The sequence below is a fragment of the Streptomyces bottropensis ATCC 25435 genome, from assembly GCF_000383595.1.
GTDB lineage: Bacteria > Actinomycetota > Actinomycetes > Streptomycetales > Streptomycetaceae > Streptomyces > Streptomyces bottropensis.
Genome location: NZ_KB911581.1, coordinates 7,012,675 through 7,030,888, shown reverse-complemented (window position 1 = coordinate 7,030,888; position 18,214 = coordinate 7,012,675). Strand labels below are relative to the sequence as shown.

The following is an 18,214-nucleotide window of genomic DNA, read 5'->3' as shown; positions in this document are numbered from 1 at the left end:
CTAGAGCTGGGGTTCCCCATCGACCAGACGCCCCAGGATCAGCGCGATCCGCAAGGTGAAGGCCGAGCGTACATCCGAGGGTGACCAGCCGGTGACGTCAGTCACACGTCGGAGCCGGTAGCGCACGGTGTTGGGATGGACGAACAGCATGCGGGCCGCGCCCTCAAGACTTGAGGCTTGTTCGAGATAGACACTGAGCGTCTCCAGGAGAGCGGAGCCGGCCTCCTCCAGCGGTCTGTAGATCTCCTCCACCAGTTGCTCGCGCGCACTGGGGTCCCCCGCGATCGCGCGCTCCGGAAGCAGATCGTCCGCCAGAACGGGGCGGGGCGCGTCCTGCCACGCCGTACACGCCTTGAGTCCGGCGGCCGCCGCCTGCGCGGACCGGGTCGCGGCCAGCAGGTCGGGAACGATCGGCCCGGCCACCACCGGCCCGGCCGCGTACGGCCCGATCAGCGACTTCGCGACCTGCAACGGGTTGTTGTCGCCGCCGGCGATCACCACCAGCCGGTCGCCCAGCACACCGGTCAGCACCTGCAGCTTCGCGTGCCGGGCCGCGCGCCGGATGGCCTCCACGGTCAGCTCGCTGTCGCCGTCCGGGGCGGTGCCGAGGACCACGCAGACATGGTCGGGGGAGTTCCAGCCGAGCGCGGCCGCCCGGCTCACCGCGCCCTCGTCGGCCTCACCGCTGAGCACCGCGTTCACGACCAGTGACTCCAGGCGGGCGTCCCAGGCGCCGCGTGCCTCGGCGGCCTGGGCGTACACCTGCGCGGTCGCGAACGCGATCTCGCGCGCGTAGACGAGCAGCGCCTCGCGGAGCACGCTCTCGTCGCCGGGCGCGGCCACCTCGTCGATGGCGGACTCCATGACCTCGATGGTCGTGCGCACCATCTCCACGGTCTGCCGGAGCGTGATCGCCCGGGTCAGTTCACGCGGCGCGGTCCCGAACACGTCCGTCGAGATGGCCTGCGGGGCGTCCGGATGCCGGAACCACTCCGTGAACGCGGCGATACCGGCCTGGGCGACCAGCCCGATCCACGACCGGTTCTCGGGCGGCATCGCCCGGTACCAGGGCAGCGTTTCGTCCATCCGCGCGATGGCCTGCGCGGCGAGACTTCCGGACGACTTCTCCAGCCGCCTCAGGGTCGCGACGTGCGCGTGGACGGGCGGGGTGGATGCGGGCCTGCTGGTTTCGGGTTCGGGCACGGGACAAGACTGCCTTATCGCTGCGCTTGCTTGTGCCGGAGGGTGTGGGCCGGGGGTGCGAGTGTGCCCGGGGGTGCGTGCGCCAGGGGCTGCCGCCCCCGGACCCCCGCCGTCGGCCTGCGACCTCGTCCTCAAACGCCGGACGGGCTGGGTGGTGGCGGCCGGGAGCGTGTACGTCGGCCGGGGCGGGATGTGCCGTGCGCCGGAGGGGGCGTGGGTCGGGGGCGGTAGACCCGGATACGAAGCCGAGGACCGAGGTGGGCGGTCGGAGGGATACCGTGAGTCCGTGATGGAGTTGCGGCGCGCCGGCGCGCGCTACCCCGGGGGAGACCCGGAGGCCGGGATCGCCTCGCTGCACGCCTTCTCCTTCGGCGCGCACTACGACCCCGACAACCTCCGCTTCGGTGCGGTGATCGCCTGCAACGAGGAGCGGCTCGCTCCCGGTGCCGGGTTCGACGAGCATCCGCACAGTCACACCGAGATCGTCACCTGGGTCGTCGAGGGCGAGCTGACCCACCGTGACACCACCGGCCACGAGACGGTCGTCCGCCCCGGTGACGTCCAGCGGCTCAGCTCGGCGGGCGGGGTGCGGCACGTCGAGCGCAACGACGGCCCGGTGCCCCTCACCTTCGTACAGATGTGGCTGGCCCCCCTGGACCCCGGCGGCGATCCCGCGTACGAGATCGTCCGCGGCATCGCCGACTCCACCCCGTACGCCGTCCCCGAGGCTGGCGCGATGCTGCACGTCCGGCGGCTCGGGACGGCGGGGGAGCGGGCCGAGGTACCCGACGTGGCACGGGCGTACGTGCACGTCGTACGGGGTGTGGTGGGGCTGGGGCCGCACCGGCTGGAGTCCGGGGACTCGGTGCGGGCCGAGGGGGAGAAGGGGCTGGAGCTGGTCGCCGTCTCCACCCCGGCCGAGGTACTGGTGTGGGAGCTTGGGGAGTGAGGGCGGTCAGCTGTCAGTCGGCTCCTCCGCGTTGCGCCAGATCGTGATGTCCACGGAGACGTAGTCACTGGGGTCGTTCTCCGGGGCCGTGCCCCTGAAGGTGACTAGGGCGATGTGGCCGGAGCTGTGCACACAGAGCTGGGTGCCCTCGGAAAGCTGGGAGAGCGAGACAGCGTCGGCGTACCGGGTCTCCTCGCGGCAAGTCTTCAGCGAGCCCTTTTGGGCGTTGTTCAGCAGAACAATCGTGTTGCTCTGGCTGGTCACCTCGTCTCCGTTGAGGTTGTCATAGTAGAAGTCGGCTTCGCTGCTGTTGTATGCCGTGTAGTCGTGGATCGGCTTCGGGGGCGAGTCCGCGAACCGGATGTAGTAGTCGAGCGGGATGTTGATCCCTTTGTACGACACCGGTTTGGGATCGGGCAGGGGCTTGGCGTTCGCGGAGTTCCTGTCTCCGGAGCCTTTCGTGGAGTCGTCCGACGAGCCCTCGAACGAACTCAGGAATGCAAGGCAGCCCCCGAGCGTCATCAGAGCGGACAGAGTCCCCACGCCGATACCCAGCCACTTCCCCAGGGTGTTCTTGGGAGGCGGGAGGGGAAACGGGCGCGCCTGTGGTTGCGGGTGCCAGGTGCGCGGCGGCTGCGAGTACGGCGCGTGGTACATCGGCACTGTGTGCGGGACCGGCTGGGCGACGTATGGGGCGGGGGCCTGAGGGGCGGGCGGCCTCGGTGTGACCGGGCCCGCGTGCACGGTCGGCCCCGCGTGCACCGACGGTGCGGCGTGGCCGGTGGCCTGGACGTCCGGCTGGGTCACCGGGGCGGTAGGTGGAACGGGCGCGGGCGCTGTGGTCGGTGCCGCCGCCTTGTTCCGCGCGGCCAGCAACTCTGCCGACGCCGAGACCCGGCGCGTGATGTCGACGCCGATCGCCTCCGGCAGCCAGGTACCCGACTGCACCAGCGGGGTGGGCGACGCCTCCTGGCAGAGGGCGACGACCTCGGTGGGGGAGGGGCGGTCGGCCGGGTCCTTGGCCAGACAGCGCTCGATGAACCGGAGTTCGTCGGCGAGACCGCTCAGGTCGGGCTCCTCGTGGACGATCCGGTACAGCACGGCGTGCGAGGGGCCGTCGCCGTACGCGCCGGACCCGCGTGCCGCGAACGCCGCCACCTGGCCGAGCGCGAACACGTCCGACGCGGGCGTGACCGGCCTCCCGGCCGCTTGCTCCGGCGACATGAACGCCGGGGTGCCGATGGAGACACCGGTGCCGGTCAGGGCGGTGGCGTCGGCGGCGCGGGCGATGCCGAAGTCGATGACCCGGGGGCCGTCGGCGGCGAGCAGCACGTTGGAGGGCTTCAGATCACGGTGGACGACGCCCGCCGCGTGAATCACCTTCAGCGCTTCCGCCACCCCGGCGAGCAGCAGCAGGACCGAGGAGACCGGCAGCGCGCCGTGCTCGGCGACGGCCGCGTGCAGTGACGGACCCGGCACATAGGCGGTGGCCAGCCACGGCTGGGCGCCCTCGGTGTCGTAGTCGATGACCGGCGCCGTGTACAGACCCTGCACCCGCTGGGCTGCCTGCACCTCCTGCCGGAACCTGCGGCGGAACTCGGGATCCTCGCCCAGCTCCGGCCGGATCGTCTTGAGGGCGATGGGGTGCCCGCCGGGCGTGTACGACAGGTACACGGTGCCCATGCCGCCCGAGCCGAGCCGCGCTGCGAGCCGGTAACCCGCCACGGTCCTCGGGTCGCTGCCGTCCAGCGGACGGAGCTGCCCGCCCGGTCGTACCTCGCCCATCGTTTCCCCCGAAACCCTGCGTCTGCTGTGGCGTGTGTGTACCCACGTGCAGGGGGAGGCTATACGAATGGTTCAACTGCCCTTCTACGGGGCGTGGTTACCGTCCGACCTCGGCCAGTGCGGTGTCCGTGAGCGGAGTCCGCGTCTCGAACAGGAACGTCCCCGACTGACCGAAGTCACGCGGCGGCTGAGTTTCCGGTCGGCGGATGAAGAAGTCGTCTCCATTGGTGACCGGCGGCGCGGATGACGGCTGGTAGAGGTGTTGCGGTGGCGGTTGAATGCTTCGGTGAACGACTACTGGACACCCGCCCATCACGCGGTCGAGCACGAGGATGCGGAGACTCTGGCCCGGTTGCTGGCCGGCGGTTCCGATCCCGATGAGATCTGCAGCAACAGGACGCTGCTGACGCACGCGATCGACGTCGAAGGCGACGGCTCCCTGCAGAGCGGCGAGGCGTTGACTGTGCATACCACCGCCGTGCTGCTGGCCTTCGGGGCTGACCCACAGCTCGCGGATCCCGACGGACGCACCCCCATGGACATGGCTGATCACTACGGCCACGACCTGGCGGTGAAGCTTCTGCAAGCCCACATCAGCGGGCGAGCCGCCGGCAACAGATGAGGGTGCAGGCGATGCTTCTGAAGGTAAGGAAGGGCTCGGCAGTCCTTGCGTGGAGCTTGCCGGGTTTGCGACGCCGGGGCCTCGGCGAGACCGGACCGGCGGGATGCTCTTCACCCGGCACTGCACGGTCACCATGCCTTCGCCGACCACCACCCTGAGGCCGCGTGGGGGCCTCCGGCGCCACCCACGCGCCTTCTAGCGGAGCCCGTCCACGAAGGCCCGCCAGGTGTCCGGGCGGATGAGCAGGACGGTGCCATCGGTGTTCTTGCTGTCGCGCACGGGGACCGTACCGGGGAATCCGTCGGCCACCTCGACGCAGTCGCCGCCGGTGTTTCCGCTGTAGCTGGACTTACGCCACTGTGCGTTCCTCAGATCGGGGCTGTTCGCCATAGCGCTCCTCCATCACACGGGTGATCAACGCCGCCGAAGCTTCAACGGACAGTGCGGCGGCCTGGAGATGAGCGTAACGGCGTGCGGCCTCCCTGATGGTCTCAGGGTTGGCGGTCATGTGACCGGCGATGACGTCCTCCGTGTAGACGACATCAGGGTCCTCCTCGAATCGCAGGAGATTGAACGACCCGGCCAGACTCGCGTGTTCACCCGCCACGTTCGGCAGCACCTGCACCCGCATCCACCGGTGCTCGGTGAACTCCAACAACCGGGCCAGTTGCCCTCGCATGATCTCCCGGCCACCGATGGGCCGGTGCAGCACGGCCTCGTCGAGGATCGCCCAGGCCAGCGGCGGTTGCTCCCGCTCCAGGATGCGCTGGCGCTCCATCCGGGCCGCGACCAGTCCGTCGAGATCGTCGGGCATGCCGGTGGCCAGCACCGCCCGCGCGTACTCCTCCGTCTGCAGCAGTCCGTACACCAACTGTGCCTGGTACGTGGAGATGTACGTGGCCTTCGCCTCCATCTCCGCGTACGGCTGAAACCAGTTGGGCAGTTGGCTGCGCAGCACGAGGCCGATCAGTCGGGAGAACACCCCGTCCGTGCCGAGCGCCGCGTCCACCCGCTCGGAGAAGTCGCGGGTGGGAATCTTCTTCGTGGTCTCGATCTGGCCGACCAACGAGCCCGTGCAGAAGATGATCTCGCCGAGCTGGCCCTGCTTGAGGCCGTGCGCCTCACGCTGCCTGCGCAACTCCCAGCCGTAGTAGTCGAGCGGGGAAGCGCTGGGGTCGAGCGATTGGATGTTGGCCACTGCGGTGCCTCCGGCCTCCAACGCCTCGCGGCGTTCGTTTCTTTGTGTAGTCGATCGTAAGCGAAGCGTTGCAATCTGGTGATGTGAATCACGTAGCCGGCCCGCCGACGACGGGCATGACGGACATCGAGGACGAGTACCGCGCCGAGTTCGCGGTGGGCGAGCACTCGGCCCGGCATCTGCGCCGCATTCTGCGGCTCTACCTCACGGGCGCGGGCATGCCGGAGGTGGCCGACGCGGCCGAACTGGCGCTGACGGAACTCGTCGCCAACGTGGTCCGGCACGTACCCGGCCGTCGCTGCCGCACCTGTTTCCTGCTCCGGCGCGATGGCGTGCGGGTGGAGATCGCCGACAGTTGCTCGCGACTACCCGTCCCGGCAACCGGAGACGCACTCGCCGAAGGCGGGCGTGGCCTGCTCCTCGTCGAGGCGGTCACCGACCGCTGGGGGGTGGAGCCGCACCCCGACAGGAGGGGCAAGACGGTGTGGTTCGAATGTCTGGCTAAGTCGCCGGGCGGAGGGTGAGGTCTCCGGTGATCAGAAGTACCTCAGCCTCGCACCTCGGCCAGCACAGCGTCCGTGAACGGAGTCCACGCCTCGACCGCCCACGGCCCGAACGCCCGGTCCGTCAGCGCGACACACGCCACCCCCGCCACGGGATCGATCCACAGGAACGTCCCCGACTGCCCGAAGTGCCCGAACGTCCCCGGCGACGACGAAGTCCCCGTCCAGTGCGGCGTCTTGGAGTTCCGGATCTCGAAGCCGAGCCCCCAGTCGTTGGGGTTCTGGTGTCCGTAGCCCGGCAGCACGCCCTTCGTGCCCGGGTACTGCACGGTCATCGCCTCCGCGACCGTCCGCGGGTCCAGCAGCCGGGGTGCCTGCACCTCGGCGGCGAACCGCGCCAGGTCCTCGACGGTCGAGACGCCGTCCTTGGCCGGGGAACCGTCGAGGGAGGTGGACGTCATCCCCAGCGGTTCGAGCACCGCCTGCCGCGCGTACTCCGCGAACGGCATGTCCGCCGCCTTGGCCACATGGTCCCCGAGCGCCTCGAACCCGGCGTTGGAGTACAGCCGCCGCTCCCCGGGCACCGCCGTCACCCGGTGCTCGTCGAAGGCCAGCCCCGACGTGTGCGCCAGCAGATGCCGCACGGTCGACCCCGCCGGGCCCGCCGCCTCGTCCAGCTCGATCGCCCCCTCCTCGGACGCGACCAGCGCGGCGTACGCGGCGAGCGGCTTGGTGACCGAGGCCAGCGGGAAGCGGTGCCCGAGGGGACCGTGGGTCCCGAGGACGGTTCCGTCCGCCCGGACGACGGCCGCGGCGGCCGTGGGAACCGGCCAGTTCTCGATCAAGGCGAGGCTCTGCAGAGACATGCCCACGAGCCTAGGCGGCTCACAGGTCCAGCTGCATCAAGGGGTCGGATCTGCGCCGGAAGCCCATCGACGCGTACAGCGGCTCCGCCTCGGGGGACGCGGTGAGGTGGACGTGGCCGGCGCCCCGTTCACGGAACCAGTCCAGGAGCGCGTCCATGCAGGCGCGGGCGTACCCCCGGCGGCGGGCGCCCGGGTCGGTGGCGACGCTGAAGACATGGCCCACCGCGCCGTGCGGGTTCCCGGCCCGCCCGATCCGGTAGTCGACGGTCCCGGCCACCAGCGCGGCGAGCGTGCCCGGCCGCTCCGGACGCTCGACCACGAAGGCCGCGAAGTCCCCGTCCGGGTCGGCGAGTCGGCGGCGTACGGTGGGCAGTGACTCGGCGTGCCAGTCGGTGGAGCGGTCCGCACCCCGCATGGAGTCGATCATCACCTGGCGCAGCCGGAGCAGTTCCCGGGCGTCCTCGGCCGTGGCGCGTCGTACGAGACTCATGCCCGCACGCTAACCAGTGGGATCACGTCACGTCCTCGTGTTTTCTCACCGGATTCGCTTGCTTCGAGCGCACTCCAAGGTTTTAGCGTGGGGGGCATGACGGTGATGGAGACCACGAGTACGCCGAGTGCCACGAGTGCCACGAGTACTGCCGGTACCGACAGTTGCGCCGGTCCGCCACTGAAGCCCCGGCGGCCGGACGGGCAGGACAGGTACACGATCAGCGAGGTCGTGGACCTCACCGGTCTGACGGCGCACACGCTGCGCTGGTACGAGCGCATCGGGCTGATGCCGCACATCGACCGCTCCCACACCGGCCAGCGCCGCTACCGCAACCGTGACCTCGACTGGCTCGACCTCGTCGGCAAGCTCCGGCTGACCGGCATGCCGGTCGCCGACATGGTCCGTTACGCGGAGCTGGTGCGCGAGGGCGACCACACCTACACCGAGCGCTTCGACCTGCTCAAGTCGACCAGGGACGACGTCCTGTCCCGGATCGCGGAGCTGCGGGACACCCTGAACGTGCTCGACCGAAAGATCAACTTCTACGCTGACGCCGGGCAGGCCCTGGCGTCGGAGAGGGCCTCATGACGGACGGCAGGATCGCGAAGGCACGACTGGGCTCCGACGGCCCCGAGGTCGGCGTACAGGGCCTCGGCTGCATGGGCATGAGCTTCGCGTACGGCCCCTCGGACGCGGCGGAGTCCAGGGCCACGCTGGATCGTGCCCTGGAACTGGGCGTCACGCTCTACGACACCGCGCACGCGTACGGCGCCGGGGAGAACGAGAGGTTCCTCTCCCCCTTCTTCAAGGCGCACCGCGACGAGGTCGTCATCGCCACCAAGTTCGGTCTGGCGATCGACCCCGAAGACCCGACGAGGCGGATCATCCGCAACGACGAGGCGCACATACGGGAGTCCGTCGAGGGCAGTCTGCGTCGCCTCGACGTCGACGTGATCGACCTCTACTACATGCACCGCCGTGACGTGGAGGTGCCCATCGAGGAGAGCGTCGGCGTCATGGCCGACCTGGTCCGCGAGGGCAAGGTCGGGCAGTTGGGCCTCAGCGAGGTCACGGCCGCCGAACTGCGCGCGGCCCACGCCGTGCACCCCATCGCCGCCCTGCAGTCCGAGTGGTCGCTGTTCAGCCGCGACATCGAGGCGAGCGTCGTCCCCGCGGCCCGCGAACTCGGCGTCACCCTCGTCGCCTACTCGCCGCTGGGCCGCGGTTTCCTCACCGGTTCCTTCGCCAAGGCCGAGGACCTCACCGCGGACGACTTCCGCCGTCAGCAGCCCCGCTTCACCGGCGACAACGCCACCGCCAACGCGGCCCTGCTGGACCCGGTCCGCAAGGTCGCGGAGGCCCACGGCGCCACCCCGGGCCAGATCGCCCTGGCCTGGGTCCAGCGACAGGCACCCCTGCACGGCCTTCCCGTGGTCCCCATCCCGGGCACCCGCAAGCCGGGCCGGGTGGAGGAGAACACGGCGGCCACGCGGATCGTCCTCGGCGAGGACGACATGTCCCTGCTGGAGCCGATAGCGGCCCAGGTGGCGGGCGACCGCTACGCGGACATGCGGTTCACCTCCGCGGGCAGGGAGTAGCGCGGAACTCCGCCGGGGCGGGGGAGCGCGGGCTACAGCTCGGCCAGCAGCTCCGCCTTCTTCACGCTGAACTCCTCATCGGTGACCAGCCCCGCCTCGTGCAACTCCCCCAGGTGCCGGATCCGGTCGGCGATGTCGGCCGGATCCCGCCGGGGCCCCGCCTCGACCGCCGCCGTACCCCCCGCGGAGCGGGACCGCACCGCGGCCAGCACCGCCGCGGCGAACGGCAACGACTCGTGCACCGGCCCGTATCCCAGCCCGAACACGACGGCGGCCGGATCATGATCCGGCTGAGCCGCCCGCTCGCCGGCGGCATCGCGGCGCAGCAGCCGCAGATACCCCTCGAACGCCTCCGGCGACCGCCACTCGACCCCGCTGAGCGCGCTCACCGGAAAACTCTGGTCCCCGGCCTTCCACTTCGCCGAGGACGCACCCGTCCAGGACCACCGGAACGACACCGACCGCCCGTCGAACGACGCCTTCCCGTCGTAGGCCTTGAACTGCAGCGGTACTTCGGGCGCCGCCACCAGGAACCGGTCGGCCGGCCCCGACCCGGTCAACCGGGCCCGCAGCTCGTCGGCGTAGTACTCCGCGAGCGTCTCCCGCTCGGCCGGCAGCACCAGCCGGTACGGGTCGGAGCCCTCCTTGAGCTGGTCGGCCGCCGCCTCCATCAGCGGATCGGCGCCCGGTCGCGGCACGGCACGCAGGACGACGGTGCCCCGCTTCCCGGGCGTCAGTGTCACCCCCGCGATCGCCTCCAGGGGGACGCGCCGCTCACCGAGCGCCTGGAAGAGCTTCGGCGTGCGAATCCCCCGTTCGAAGCGGATGAGCACGGAGTCGGACTCGAACTCCCAGGCGGCATGAAATCCGGCCAGTACGTCACCCATGCGGCTCATCGTATGCGGGCGACGCGGGGAAGTCCCGACCGTGGCGAAGCGCACTTCTACCCCTCTCTACGCGCGTCAGGCCGCAGCGCTGTCGGACAGACCCGCCAGACAGGCGTCGTCCTCCCGCGCACAGCGCACCGACGCGTAGGCGCCGATGCCGATTTCGGCGAAGTTGGACAAACTCTCCGTGCCCGGCTCGAAATAGCCGCTGTGCCCCTGGGCGTCGGCGGCCGACAGGATGCGCGCCCCGAACTCCGAGGAGACCGGGTCGGTGCCGTGGCCGAGCCCGCCGACCTCCAGGTAGGGCACGTCCTGGATCCAGTCGTCGGCGTCCCGCATGGCCCACACCCGGGCCCCCGTCCGCAGCTGGCCGACCGTCTCGGCGCGCATGCCGGGGCTGCCGGCGACCGCGATGTCGGTGACCCGGGACGGCAGCGAGGACGCGGCGACCCCGCACACGACGGAGCCGTAGCTGTGGCACACCAGCGCGACGGTGGAGCCGCCGGGCAGGCTGCGCACCAGCGCGTTCAGCCGGACCGAGCCCTGTTCGGCGCGCAGCGCGGTGGCCGAGTCGAGGCCGAGGCCGGTGGGGGCGGTGTAGTCGGCCCAGGCGATCACGGCCGTGCGCGTGGCGGGGTCGGCCGAGCGTTCGGCGTCGTAGAGCGACTCGGCCATGCCGACGGGGGCGGAGAACCGGCGGTTGGTGCGCTGGAAGTTGATGATGTTGGTGTCGACGCCGGGGACGACGACCGAGACGCGTTCGGCCTTGTCGAGACTGCCGAAGACCTCGGCGACCCGGCCGTCGCCCTGGGGATCGAAGGCGAGGATGTGCCGCTTCCGCACGGCGAGCATGTCGAAGCGGTGCATCCGGCGGCCGGCCTCGTACCGGCCGGTCTCGGAGAGCCGCTGGTCGTGCATGCGTTCGCGTTCGCGCGCGCTCTGTTGCTTGAGCGCGAGGCGGTTGGCCCGGTAACGCAGTTCCACGGGGGCGCCGGCCATGTTGCCCACGGCGAGCGGATAGCGGTGGGCGAGCCTGCCGCGCTGGTGCGCGGTGAGCGAGGCGAAGAAGGCCGTCAGGCGGTGCGGGGCCGCGTCGGCGTCCGGCAGTTCACGGCCGTCGAGGTGTCCGCGCTGCCACGCGGAGAGCGACGCCTGCAGCGGCGACTCCTCGCGGTGGCTGCGGATCGCGGTCCAGCCGGTGGTCGCCAGCATCACGAAAACCACGGCCAGCGCCAGCAGTGCGCGCCAGACGTTCAGTTGCGGGGAGGAGTCGAAGGAAGTCACTGAAAGGACACACTAAGAGAACGGAAGGGTCTCGCGTTAGCCAAGTGAGAGGGATCACGTTTCGATCACACACCTTCCGTGGGCTGTGCACAGAGGGTCGCGATGATGTCATTCCTTACGCTTTTCGGTCAGGACGCCACTTTTCGGCCAACGTCGGTCGTACGGCGTCCAGATGCGCGGCGGTCAGTGCACGCATCGCGTCCTTGCTGAGGTCGCCGCCCTGGGCCCACATGCGCTCGGTCACCCGCATCACCCCGCCGAAGAGGGCCACCGCCACGCGCGGACGGGGGTCGGTGCGCACGTCGAGCCCCTCGCGCTCGGCGACGATTCCCTCCAGTTCCCGCGCGACCTCGTCCGAGCGGCGCAGATGGGCGGCCAACAGCGCCGGCGTCGACTCGACCATGCCGTAGACGCGTAGATAGAGGTCGACGGGAACGACCCGGTCGATGGCCTCGCCGATGGCGTCCCAGCCCTCCAGCACGGCGTTGCGCAGCGCCTCCAGCGGCGCCTCGTGCGCCGGGCGGGCGCGCACGGCCGCCAGGAAGTGTGCCTGGGTGAGGTCCATGACCGCGAGGGCCGCCTCCTCCTTGCCCGCGAAGTAGCGGAAGAAGGTGCGCTGGGAGACGTCGACGGCCTCGGCGATCTCGTCGACCGTCGTCGTCTCGTACCCCTGGGTCGTGAACAGCTCCAGGGCCGCCCGCAGCAGCGCGTCGCGGGTGCGCTGCTTCTTGCGCTCGCGCAGCCCCGGCCGCTCCCGGTCCGTCGCCGCCGTGGCAGCCGTCTCCATGAACCCTCGTCTCCACCCGCCCCTGCGGCGAGTGACGTGACAGTTACCGACTTGTGAACTGGTTTGTCAACTGTCAGTCGCTGTCATTAGTCTCGCGCGTATGACTAGTCAGACAACTGTCGACAAGACGGGACCGGGGGACAAGGCGCCAGGCGTCCCGTCGGACCCGACGGCGAACCAGGGCCGGGGCCTGCGCGGCCATCCCTGGTTCACCCTCCTCACCGTGGCCGTCGGCGTCATGATGGTCGCCCTCGACGGCACCATCGTGGCGATCGCCAACCCGGTCATCGCGGACGACCTCAAGGCGAGCTTCGCCGAGGTCCAGTGGATCACCAACGCGTACTTCCTCGCGCTGGCGGTCACCCTCATCACCGCGGGCAAGCTGGGCGACCGCTTCGGCCACCGCCAGACCTTCCTCATAGGCGTGGTCGGTTTCGCCGCCGCCTCCGGCGCCATCGGCCTGTCGGACTCGGTCGCCTTCGTGGTGACCTTCCGCGTCTTCCAGGGTCTGTTCGGCGCACTGCTGATGCCGGCCGCGCTCGGCCTGCTGCGCGCCACCTTCCCCGCCGAGAAGCTGAACATGGCGATCGGCATCTGGGGCATGGTCATCGGCGCCTCCACCGCGGGCGGCCCGATCCTCGGCGGCTTCCTCGTGGAGAACGTCAGCTGGCAGTCCGTGTTCTGGATCAACGTCCCCGTCGGTGTCCTCGCCGTGGCGCTGGGCGCCTGGATCCTGCTGGACCACCGCGCCGAGAACGCCCCGCGCTCCTTCGACGTCCTGGGCATAGCCCTGCTGTCCGGGGCCATGTTCTGCCTGGTCTGGGCCCTCATCAAGGCCCCGGAGTGGGGCTGGGGCGACGGCCTGACCTGGACCTTCCTGGTCGCCTCCATCGCCCTCTTCGCCCTCTTCGCCTTCTGGGAGACGAAGGTGGGGGAGCCGCTGATCCCGCTGGGCCTCTTCCGTTCCGTGCCCCTGTCGGCGGGTGTCGTCCTGATGGTCCTGATGGCCATCGCCTTCATGGGCGGCCTGTTCTTCGTGACGTTCTACCTCCAGAACGTGCACGGCATGAGCCCCATCGACGCGGGGCTGCACCTCCTTCCGCTCACCGGCATGATGATCGTCGGCTCGCCGCTGGCCGGCGCGCTGATCACCAAGGCCGGACCGCGCGTCCCGCTGGCCGGCGGCATGGCGCTCACCGCGATCGCCATGTACGGCATGTCGACGCTGGAGACCGACACCGGCAGCGCCGTGATGTCCCTCTGGTTCGCGCTCCTCGGCCTCGGCCTCGCCCCGGTCATGGTCGGCGCCACCGAGGTCATCGTCGGCAACGCGCCCCTGGAGCTGTCCGGTGTCGCCGGCGGTCTCCAGCAGGCCGCGATGCAGATCGGTGGCAGCCTCGGCACCGCCGTCCTCGGTGCCGTGATGGCCTCCAAGGTCGACGGCGACCTCCCGGGCAACTGGACGGACGCCGGTCTGCCGCCGCTCACCGAGGCCCAGCTCGGCAAGGCCTCCGAGGCCGTCCAGGTCGGTGTCCCGCCGGTCGCCGAGGGCACGCCGCCGGAGGTCGCGGCGAAGATCGCCACGGTCGCGCACGCCACGTTCATGTCCGGCATGGGCCTGGCGTCCCTCGTGGCCGCCGGAGTGGCGGCCGTCGCCGTCCTCGTGGCGTTCCTGACCAAGCGCGGCGAGAACGCTGAGGCGGGCGCCGGAGCGGCGCACATCTGACCGCTCCACCGCCGCTTCAGGCGCGGGTTTTCGCCCGCGTTCGCCTATCAGGGTGACAACGCTCAAGCTCGCTTCCACCCGGCACGCGCCGCAGGTCACAGTGGGTCAAGTCCTCCGCACGGCATGGCCGTTGCCGGCGGAACGACCCCGGGGGTCAGCGGCGCGCTGCCGGAGGGGGGCAGCGCGCGCGGCCGGTTCCGCCAATACCCCCTGGTTTCAACCACTCCGCAGGGGTACCCGTCGTTCTGTACGCGAACTGACCGCGAGGTTCAGGGAGTTGTTGATGATGGCGGGTTTCGGACACGGTACGCGCAGGCACCCCCGAGCACGTGGCCGGACGTGGTCACGGTCCGGGCCGGATCGCGCGACCCTCGGGATCATCGGCGTCATCTGCGCGGTCGCGGGATTCTTCGTCCTGGGCATCATCCTCGGCCCGGTGGCGATCCTCTGCGGCTGGCTGGCGATGAACCGTACCTGGTCCGGCACCCGCCCCGTCCCCGCGGTCGTCGCGGTCGTGCTCGGCGCCATCGACACGGTCCTGGCTCTCGTCTGGCTGGCCGGCGCGACCGGGCCGGGAACCGGCCTCCTCTGAGTGCCGCCGCGCGGCGGCCGGCCTGAGAAGCAGCGGGCGCAGCCCCTGCTTCTCAGGGGCGCGGGGCTGCACGAGAAGCCCCACCGGACCCGCGCCCACCGGCGCACCCCACCCCCACCCCCACCTCACGCTCAGCGGCGCTGCTCAGGCACCGCCGACCCGGAGGCCCGCAACGCCAGGACCTCCGCCCGCAACAGCCGCACCTCCTCGGCCAGTTCCGTGATCGCGGCCGTCTGCCGCCGCTCCTCCGCGTCGTCCTTCTCGAACCGCGCGATGAACCACGCCGCGATGTTCGCCGTCACCACACCCAGCAGCGCGATCCCGGACAGCATCAGCCCGACGGCGATCACCCGTCCCAGCCCGGTCGTCGGCGCGTGGTCCCCGTACCCCACCGTCGTCATCGTCGTGAACGACCACCACACCGCGTCGTCCAGCGTGTGGATGTTGCCGCCAGGAGCTTTCCGTTCCACGGACAGCACCGCCAGCGAACCGAACATCAGCAGTCCGACCACCGCCCCGCCGACGTACGTCGTCAGCTTGATCTGCGAGGCCATCCGCGCCCGCTGCCCGACCAGCAGCAGCGTCGCCACCACCCGCAGCAGCCGCAGCGGCTGGATCATCGGCAGCAGCACGGCCACCAGGTCCAGCCATCGCGTCCGCACGAACTCCCGGCGCCGCTCGGTGAGCGCGAGCCGGACGACGTAGTCGAGCGCGAACGCGCCCCACACCCCCCACTCGACGACGTCGCACCACCACCGCACCTCCCCGCTCGCGTCGGGCCGGACGATCGGCACGGCGTACGCCACCGCGAACAGGGCCGCCAAAGCGAACAGCGGCCGTTGAGTGTGCTGCTCCCACCGGACCTGTGCCGAGACCGCTCGCTGTTTCATGGGCGCATAGTAGAAAACGTGAAGGGGTGGCGAACCCACCGGTTCACCACCCCTTGACCGTGAAACGGATGCTATGCGTCGCCTCCGGCGGCGCCCGGGTCCGCCGCCGCCACGTCGAGCAGCTGGTAGCGGTCGATGGCCTGCTTCAGCAGCGAGCGGTCGACCTTGCCCTCACGGGCCAGCTCCGTCAGGACGGCCACCACGATCGACTGCGCGTCGATGTGGAAGAAGCGCCGGGCCGCGCCCCGGGTGTCCGCGAAGCCGAAGCCGTCCGCGCCCAGCGACTGGTACGTGCCCGGCACCCACCGCGAGATCTGGTCCGGCACCGACCGCATCCAGTCGGAGACGGCCACGAACGGCCCCTCGGCGCCGCTCAGCTTCTTCGTCACGTACGGAACGCGCTGCTCCTCCTCGGGGTGCAGCAGGTTGTACCGCTCGACCTCGACGGCCTCACGGCGCAGCTCGTTCCAGGAGGTCGCCGACCAGACGTCCGCCTTCACGTTCCAGTCGGCGGCGAGGATCCGCTGCGCCTCGACCGCCCACGGCACGGCCACGCCGGAGGCGATGATCTGCGCGGGGATCGAGCCCGCCTCGCCCGCCCTGTAGCGGTGGATGCCCTTGAGGATGCCGTCGACGTCCACGTCCGCCGGCTCGGCCGGGTGCTGGATCGGCTCGTTGTAGACGGTGAGGTAGTAGAAGACGTCCTCGCCCGGCTTGCCGTCGGCACTCTCGCCGTACATCCGGCGCAGACCGTCCTTCACGATGTGCGCGATCTCGTACCCGAACGCCGGGTCGTACGCGACACAGCCCGGGTTCGTCGAGGCGAGCAGCTGCGAGTGCCCGTCGGCGTGCTGCAGACCCTCGCCGGTCAGCGTCGTCCGTCCGGCGGTCGCGCCCAGGACGAAACCGCGTGCCAGCTGGTCGGACATCTGCCAGAACTGGTCGCCGGTGCGCTGGAAACCGAACATCGAGTAGAAGACGTAGACCGGGATGAGCGGCTCGCCGTGCGTCGCGTACGCCGAACCGGCCGCGATGAGGGAGGCCGTGCAGCCCGCCTCGGAGATGCCGTCGTGCAGCATCTGACCCGTCGGCGACTCCTTGTACGCGAGCAGTAGATCGCGGTCGACCGCCTCGTACTGCTGGCCGAGCGGGTTGTAGATCTTCGCGCTCGGGAAGAACGAGTCCATGCCGAAGGTGCGGTACTCATCGGGGGCGATCAGCACGAACCGCTTGCCGATCTCCTTGTCCCGCATGAGGTCCTTCAGCAGTCGTACGAACGCCATGGTCGTGGCGATCGACTGCTGACCGGAGCCCTTCTTCACACTCGCGTACGTCTTGTCCTCGGGTAGCGGCAGAGGCTTCGCTCGCACGACACGCGTCGGGACGTACCCGCCGAGCCCCTTGCGGCGGTCGTGCATGTACTGGATCTCCTCCGAGTCCCGCCCCGGGTGGTAGTACGGCGGGGCGCCGGACTCCAGCTCCTTGTCGGAGATGGGCAGGTGGAGGCGGTCGCGGAAGCCCTTGAGGTCGGCGACCGTCAGCTTCTTCATCTGGTGCGTGGCGTTGCGGCCCTCGAAGTTCGGGCCCAGCGTCCAGCCCTTGACCGTCTTGGCCAGGATGACCGTCGGCTGGCCCTTGTGCTCGTAGGCGGCCTTGTACGCCGCGTAGATCTTGCGGTGGTCGTGACCGCCACGGCCCAGGTGCAGGATCTGGTCGTCGGTCATGTTCTCGACCATCGCGCGCAGCCGGTGGTCGTCACCGAAGAAGTGGTCCCGGATGTACGCGCCGGTCTCGGTGGCGTACGTCTGGTACTGGCCGTCCGGCGTGGTGTTCATCCGGTTGACCAGCACACCGTCGCGGTCCTGGGCGAGCAGCGGGTCCCAGGAGCGGTCCCAGACCAGCTTGATCACATTCCAGCCGGCGCCCCGGAAGACCGACTCCAGCTCCTGGATGACCTTGCCGTTGCCGCGCACCGGGCCGTCGAGGCGCTGGAGGTTGCAGTTCACCACGAAGGTCAGGTTGTCGAGGTGCTCGCGGGCGGCGATGGTGAGCTGGCCGAGCGACTCCGGCTCGTCCATCTCGCCGTCGCCGAGGAACGCCCAGACATGCGACTTGGAGGTGTCCGCGATGCCGCGCGCCTCCATGTACCGGTTCATCCGCGCCTGGAAGATCGCGCCCAGCGGACCGAGGCCCATGGACACCGTCGGGAACTCCCAGAAGTCCGGCATCAGGCGCGGGTGCGGGTAGCTGGACAGGCCGTACGGCGCCTTGGACTTCTCCTGGCGGAAGGCGTCCAGCTGCTGGTCGTCGAGCCGGTCCAGCAGGTACGCGCGGGCGTAGATGCCGGGGGAGGCGTGGCCCTGGAAGAAGATCTGGTCGCCGCCGTCGCCCTCGTCCTTGCCGCGGAAGAAGTGGTTGAAGCCCACGTCGTAGAGGGAGGCGGAGGACGCGAAGGTCGCGATGTGGCCACCGACGCCGATGCCGGGCCGCTGGGCGCGCGACACCATGACGGCGGCGTTCCACCGCGTCGCGTTGAGGATCTTCCGCTCGATCTCCTCGTTGCCCGGGAAGAACGGCTCGGCCTTGGTCGGGATGGTGTTGACGTAGTCCGTGCTGCGCATCTCGGGCACGGCCACGCGCTTCTCACGGGCCCGCTCGATGAGCCGGAGCATCAGGTAGCGCGCGCGCTCACGGCCGCGCTCGTCCACGGCGGCGTCGAGCGAGTCGAGCCACTCCTGGGTCTCCTCGGGATCGAAGTCAGGGACCTGACTCGGAAGGCCGCCAATGATGATCGGATTGCGATCGGATCCGGAAGCCACGCTGTTCCTTAG

Annotated in this window: 17 protein-coding genes and 1 pseudogene; 7 read left to right on the top strand and 11 right to left on the bottom strand. The window is 70.3% G+C overall.

What is annotated here, in order from left to right; all coding sequences use genetic code 11:
• Positions 1-1,203: a fatty acid biosynthesis transcriptional regulator FasR gene (gene fasR / locus STRBO_RS0131280; protein ID WP_005478789.1), complete on the bottom strand. Its 1,203-nt coding sequence runs from the start codon at positions 1,201-1,203 to the stop codon at positions 1-3.
• 289 nt (positions 1,204-1,492) lie between these two features.
• On the opposite strand from fasR, the gene STRBO_RS0131275 reads away from it, so the two are divergent.
• Positions 1,493-2,152, top strand: a complete 660-nt coding sequence (locus STRBO_RS0131275) for a pirin family protein (protein ID WP_020115353.1) — start codon at positions 1,493-1,495, stop codon at positions 2,150-2,152.
• Positions 2,153-2,158: 6 nt separating this feature from the next.
• Here the strand turns inward: STRBO_RS0131275 and STRBO_RS0131270 are convergent, their stop codons facing one another.
• Positions 2,159-4,000 (bottom strand): serine/threonine-protein kinase, encoded by a 1,842-nt coding sequence (locus STRBO_RS0131270; protein ID WP_342364960.1) that lies wholly within the window; start codon positions 3,998-4,000, stop codon positions 2,159-2,161.
• Between the two features lie 223 nt (positions 4,001-4,223).
• Here STRBO_RS0131270 and STRBO_RS0131265 point away from each other — a divergent pair, with 223 nt between their 5' ends.
• Positions 4,224-4,559 (top strand): ankyrin repeat domain-containing protein, encoded by a 336-nt coding sequence (locus STRBO_RS0131265; RefSeq protein ID WP_005478782.1) that lies wholly within the window; start codon positions 4,224-4,226, stop codon positions 4,557-4,559.
• 195 nt (positions 4,560-4,754) lie between these two features.
• Here the strand turns inward: STRBO_RS0131265 and STRBO_RS0131260 are convergent, their stop codons facing one another.
• Complete coding sequence (locus STRBO_RS0131260; RefSeq protein WP_005478781.1) at positions 4,755-4,949, bottom strand: DUF397 domain-containing protein; 195 nt, start codon at positions 4,947-4,949, stop codon at positions 4,755-4,757.
• Complete coding sequence (locus STRBO_RS0131255; RefSeq protein WP_005478777.1) at positions 4,909-5,757, bottom strand: helix-turn-helix domain-containing protein; 849 nt, start codon at positions 5,755-5,757, stop codon at positions 4,909-4,911. Before STRBO_RS0131255 ends, STRBO_RS0131260 begins: the two co-directional genes overlap by 41 nt.
• Positions 5,758-5,873: 116 nt before the next feature.
• On the opposite strand from STRBO_RS0131255, the gene STRBO_RS0131250 reads away from it, so the two are divergent.
• A complete protein-coding gene (locus STRBO_RS0131250; protein WP_005478776.1) occupies positions 5,874-6,281 on the top strand; it encodes an ATP-binding protein in 408 nt (135 codons plus the stop codon).
• A 23-nt stretch (positions 6,282-6,304) separates the two neighbouring features.
• Here STRBO_RS0131250 and STRBO_RS0131245 read toward each other — a convergent pair whose 3' ends face one another.
• Complete coding sequence (locus tag STRBO_RS0131245) at positions 6,305-7,126, bottom strand: serine hydrolase domain-containing protein (protein ID WP_020115351.1); 822 nt, start codon at positions 7,124-7,126, stop codon at positions 6,305-6,307.
• 19 nt (positions 7,127-7,145) lie between these two features.
• On the bottom strand, positions 7,146-7,616 hold the full coding sequence (locus tag STRBO_RS0131240) for a GNAT family N-acetyltransferase (RefSeq protein ID WP_005478774.1): 471 nt from the start codon (positions 7,614-7,616) through the stop codon (positions 7,146-7,148).
• Positions 7,617-7,712: 96 nt separating this feature from the next.
• On the opposite strand from STRBO_RS0131240, the gene STRBO_RS0131235 reads away from it, so the two are divergent.
• Entirely contained in the window at positions 7,713-8,207 is a 495-nt protein-coding gene (locus STRBO_RS0131235; protein WP_005478773.1) for a MerR family transcriptional regulator, read from the top strand.
• Positions 8,204-9,217: an aldo/keto reductase gene (locus tag STRBO_RS0131230; RefSeq protein ID WP_005478772.1), complete on the top strand. Its 1,014-nt coding sequence runs from the start codon at positions 8,204-8,206 to the stop codon at positions 9,215-9,217. Before STRBO_RS0131235 ends, STRBO_RS0131230 begins: the two co-directional genes overlap by 4 nt.
• 32 nt (positions 9,218-9,249) lie before the next feature.
• Here the strand turns inward: STRBO_RS0131230 and STRBO_RS0131225 are convergent, their stop codons facing one another.
• The 3 genes from STRBO_RS0131225 to STRBO_RS0131215 all read right to left on the bottom strand — a co-directional run bounded on the left by STRBO_RS0131225 (position 9,250) and on the right by STRBO_RS0131215 (position 12,175).
• A complete protein-coding gene (locus STRBO_RS0131225; RefSeq protein WP_005478771.1) occupies positions 9,250-10,104 on the bottom strand; it encodes a DUF4429 domain-containing protein in 855 nt (284 codons plus the stop codon).
• Between the two features lie 75 nt (positions 10,105-10,179).
• Positions 10,180-11,388, bottom strand: a complete 1,209-nt coding sequence (locus tag STRBO_RS0131220; protein WP_005478770.1) for an alpha/beta hydrolase — start codon at positions 11,386-11,388, stop codon at positions 10,180-10,182.
• A gap of 115 nt (positions 11,389-11,503) precedes the next feature.
• The gene (locus tag STRBO_RS0131215) at positions 11,504-12,175 is read right to left on the bottom strand and encodes a TetR/AcrR family transcriptional regulator (protein ID WP_005478769.1); all 672 of its coding nucleotides are present in this window, start codon (positions 12,173-12,175) and stop codon (positions 11,504-11,506) included.
• A gap of 100 nt (positions 12,176-12,275) precedes the next feature.
• On the opposite strand from STRBO_RS0131215, the pseudogene STRBO_RS0131210 reads away from it, so the two are divergent.
• Positions 12,276-13,923: pseudogene (locus tag STRBO_RS0131210) on the top strand (MFS transporter); the annotation flags it as partial.
• A 261-nt stretch (positions 13,924-14,184) separates the two neighbouring features.
• On the top strand, positions 14,185-14,493 hold the full coding sequence (locus tag STRBO_RS0131205) for a hypothetical protein (protein WP_005478767.1): 309 nt from the start codon (positions 14,185-14,187) through the stop codon (positions 14,491-14,493).
• Between the two features lie 131 nt (positions 14,494-14,624).
• On the opposite strand, the gene STRBO_RS0131200 is transcribed toward STRBO_RS0131205, so the two are convergent.
• Positions 14,625-15,383: a potassium channel family protein gene (locus STRBO_RS0131200; RefSeq protein ID WP_005478766.1), complete on the bottom strand. Its 759-nt coding sequence runs from the start codon at positions 15,381-15,383 to the stop codon at positions 14,625-14,627.
• Between the two features lie 71 nt (positions 15,384-15,454).
• Positions 15,455-18,202, bottom strand: coding sequence for a pyruvate dehydrogenase (acetyl-transferring), homodimeric type (gene aceE / locus STRBO_RS0131195; RefSeq protein WP_005478765.1), 2,748 nt, complete (start codon positions 18,200-18,202; stop codon positions 15,455-15,457).
• Between the last annotated feature and the right edge of the window lie 12 nt (positions 18,203-18,214).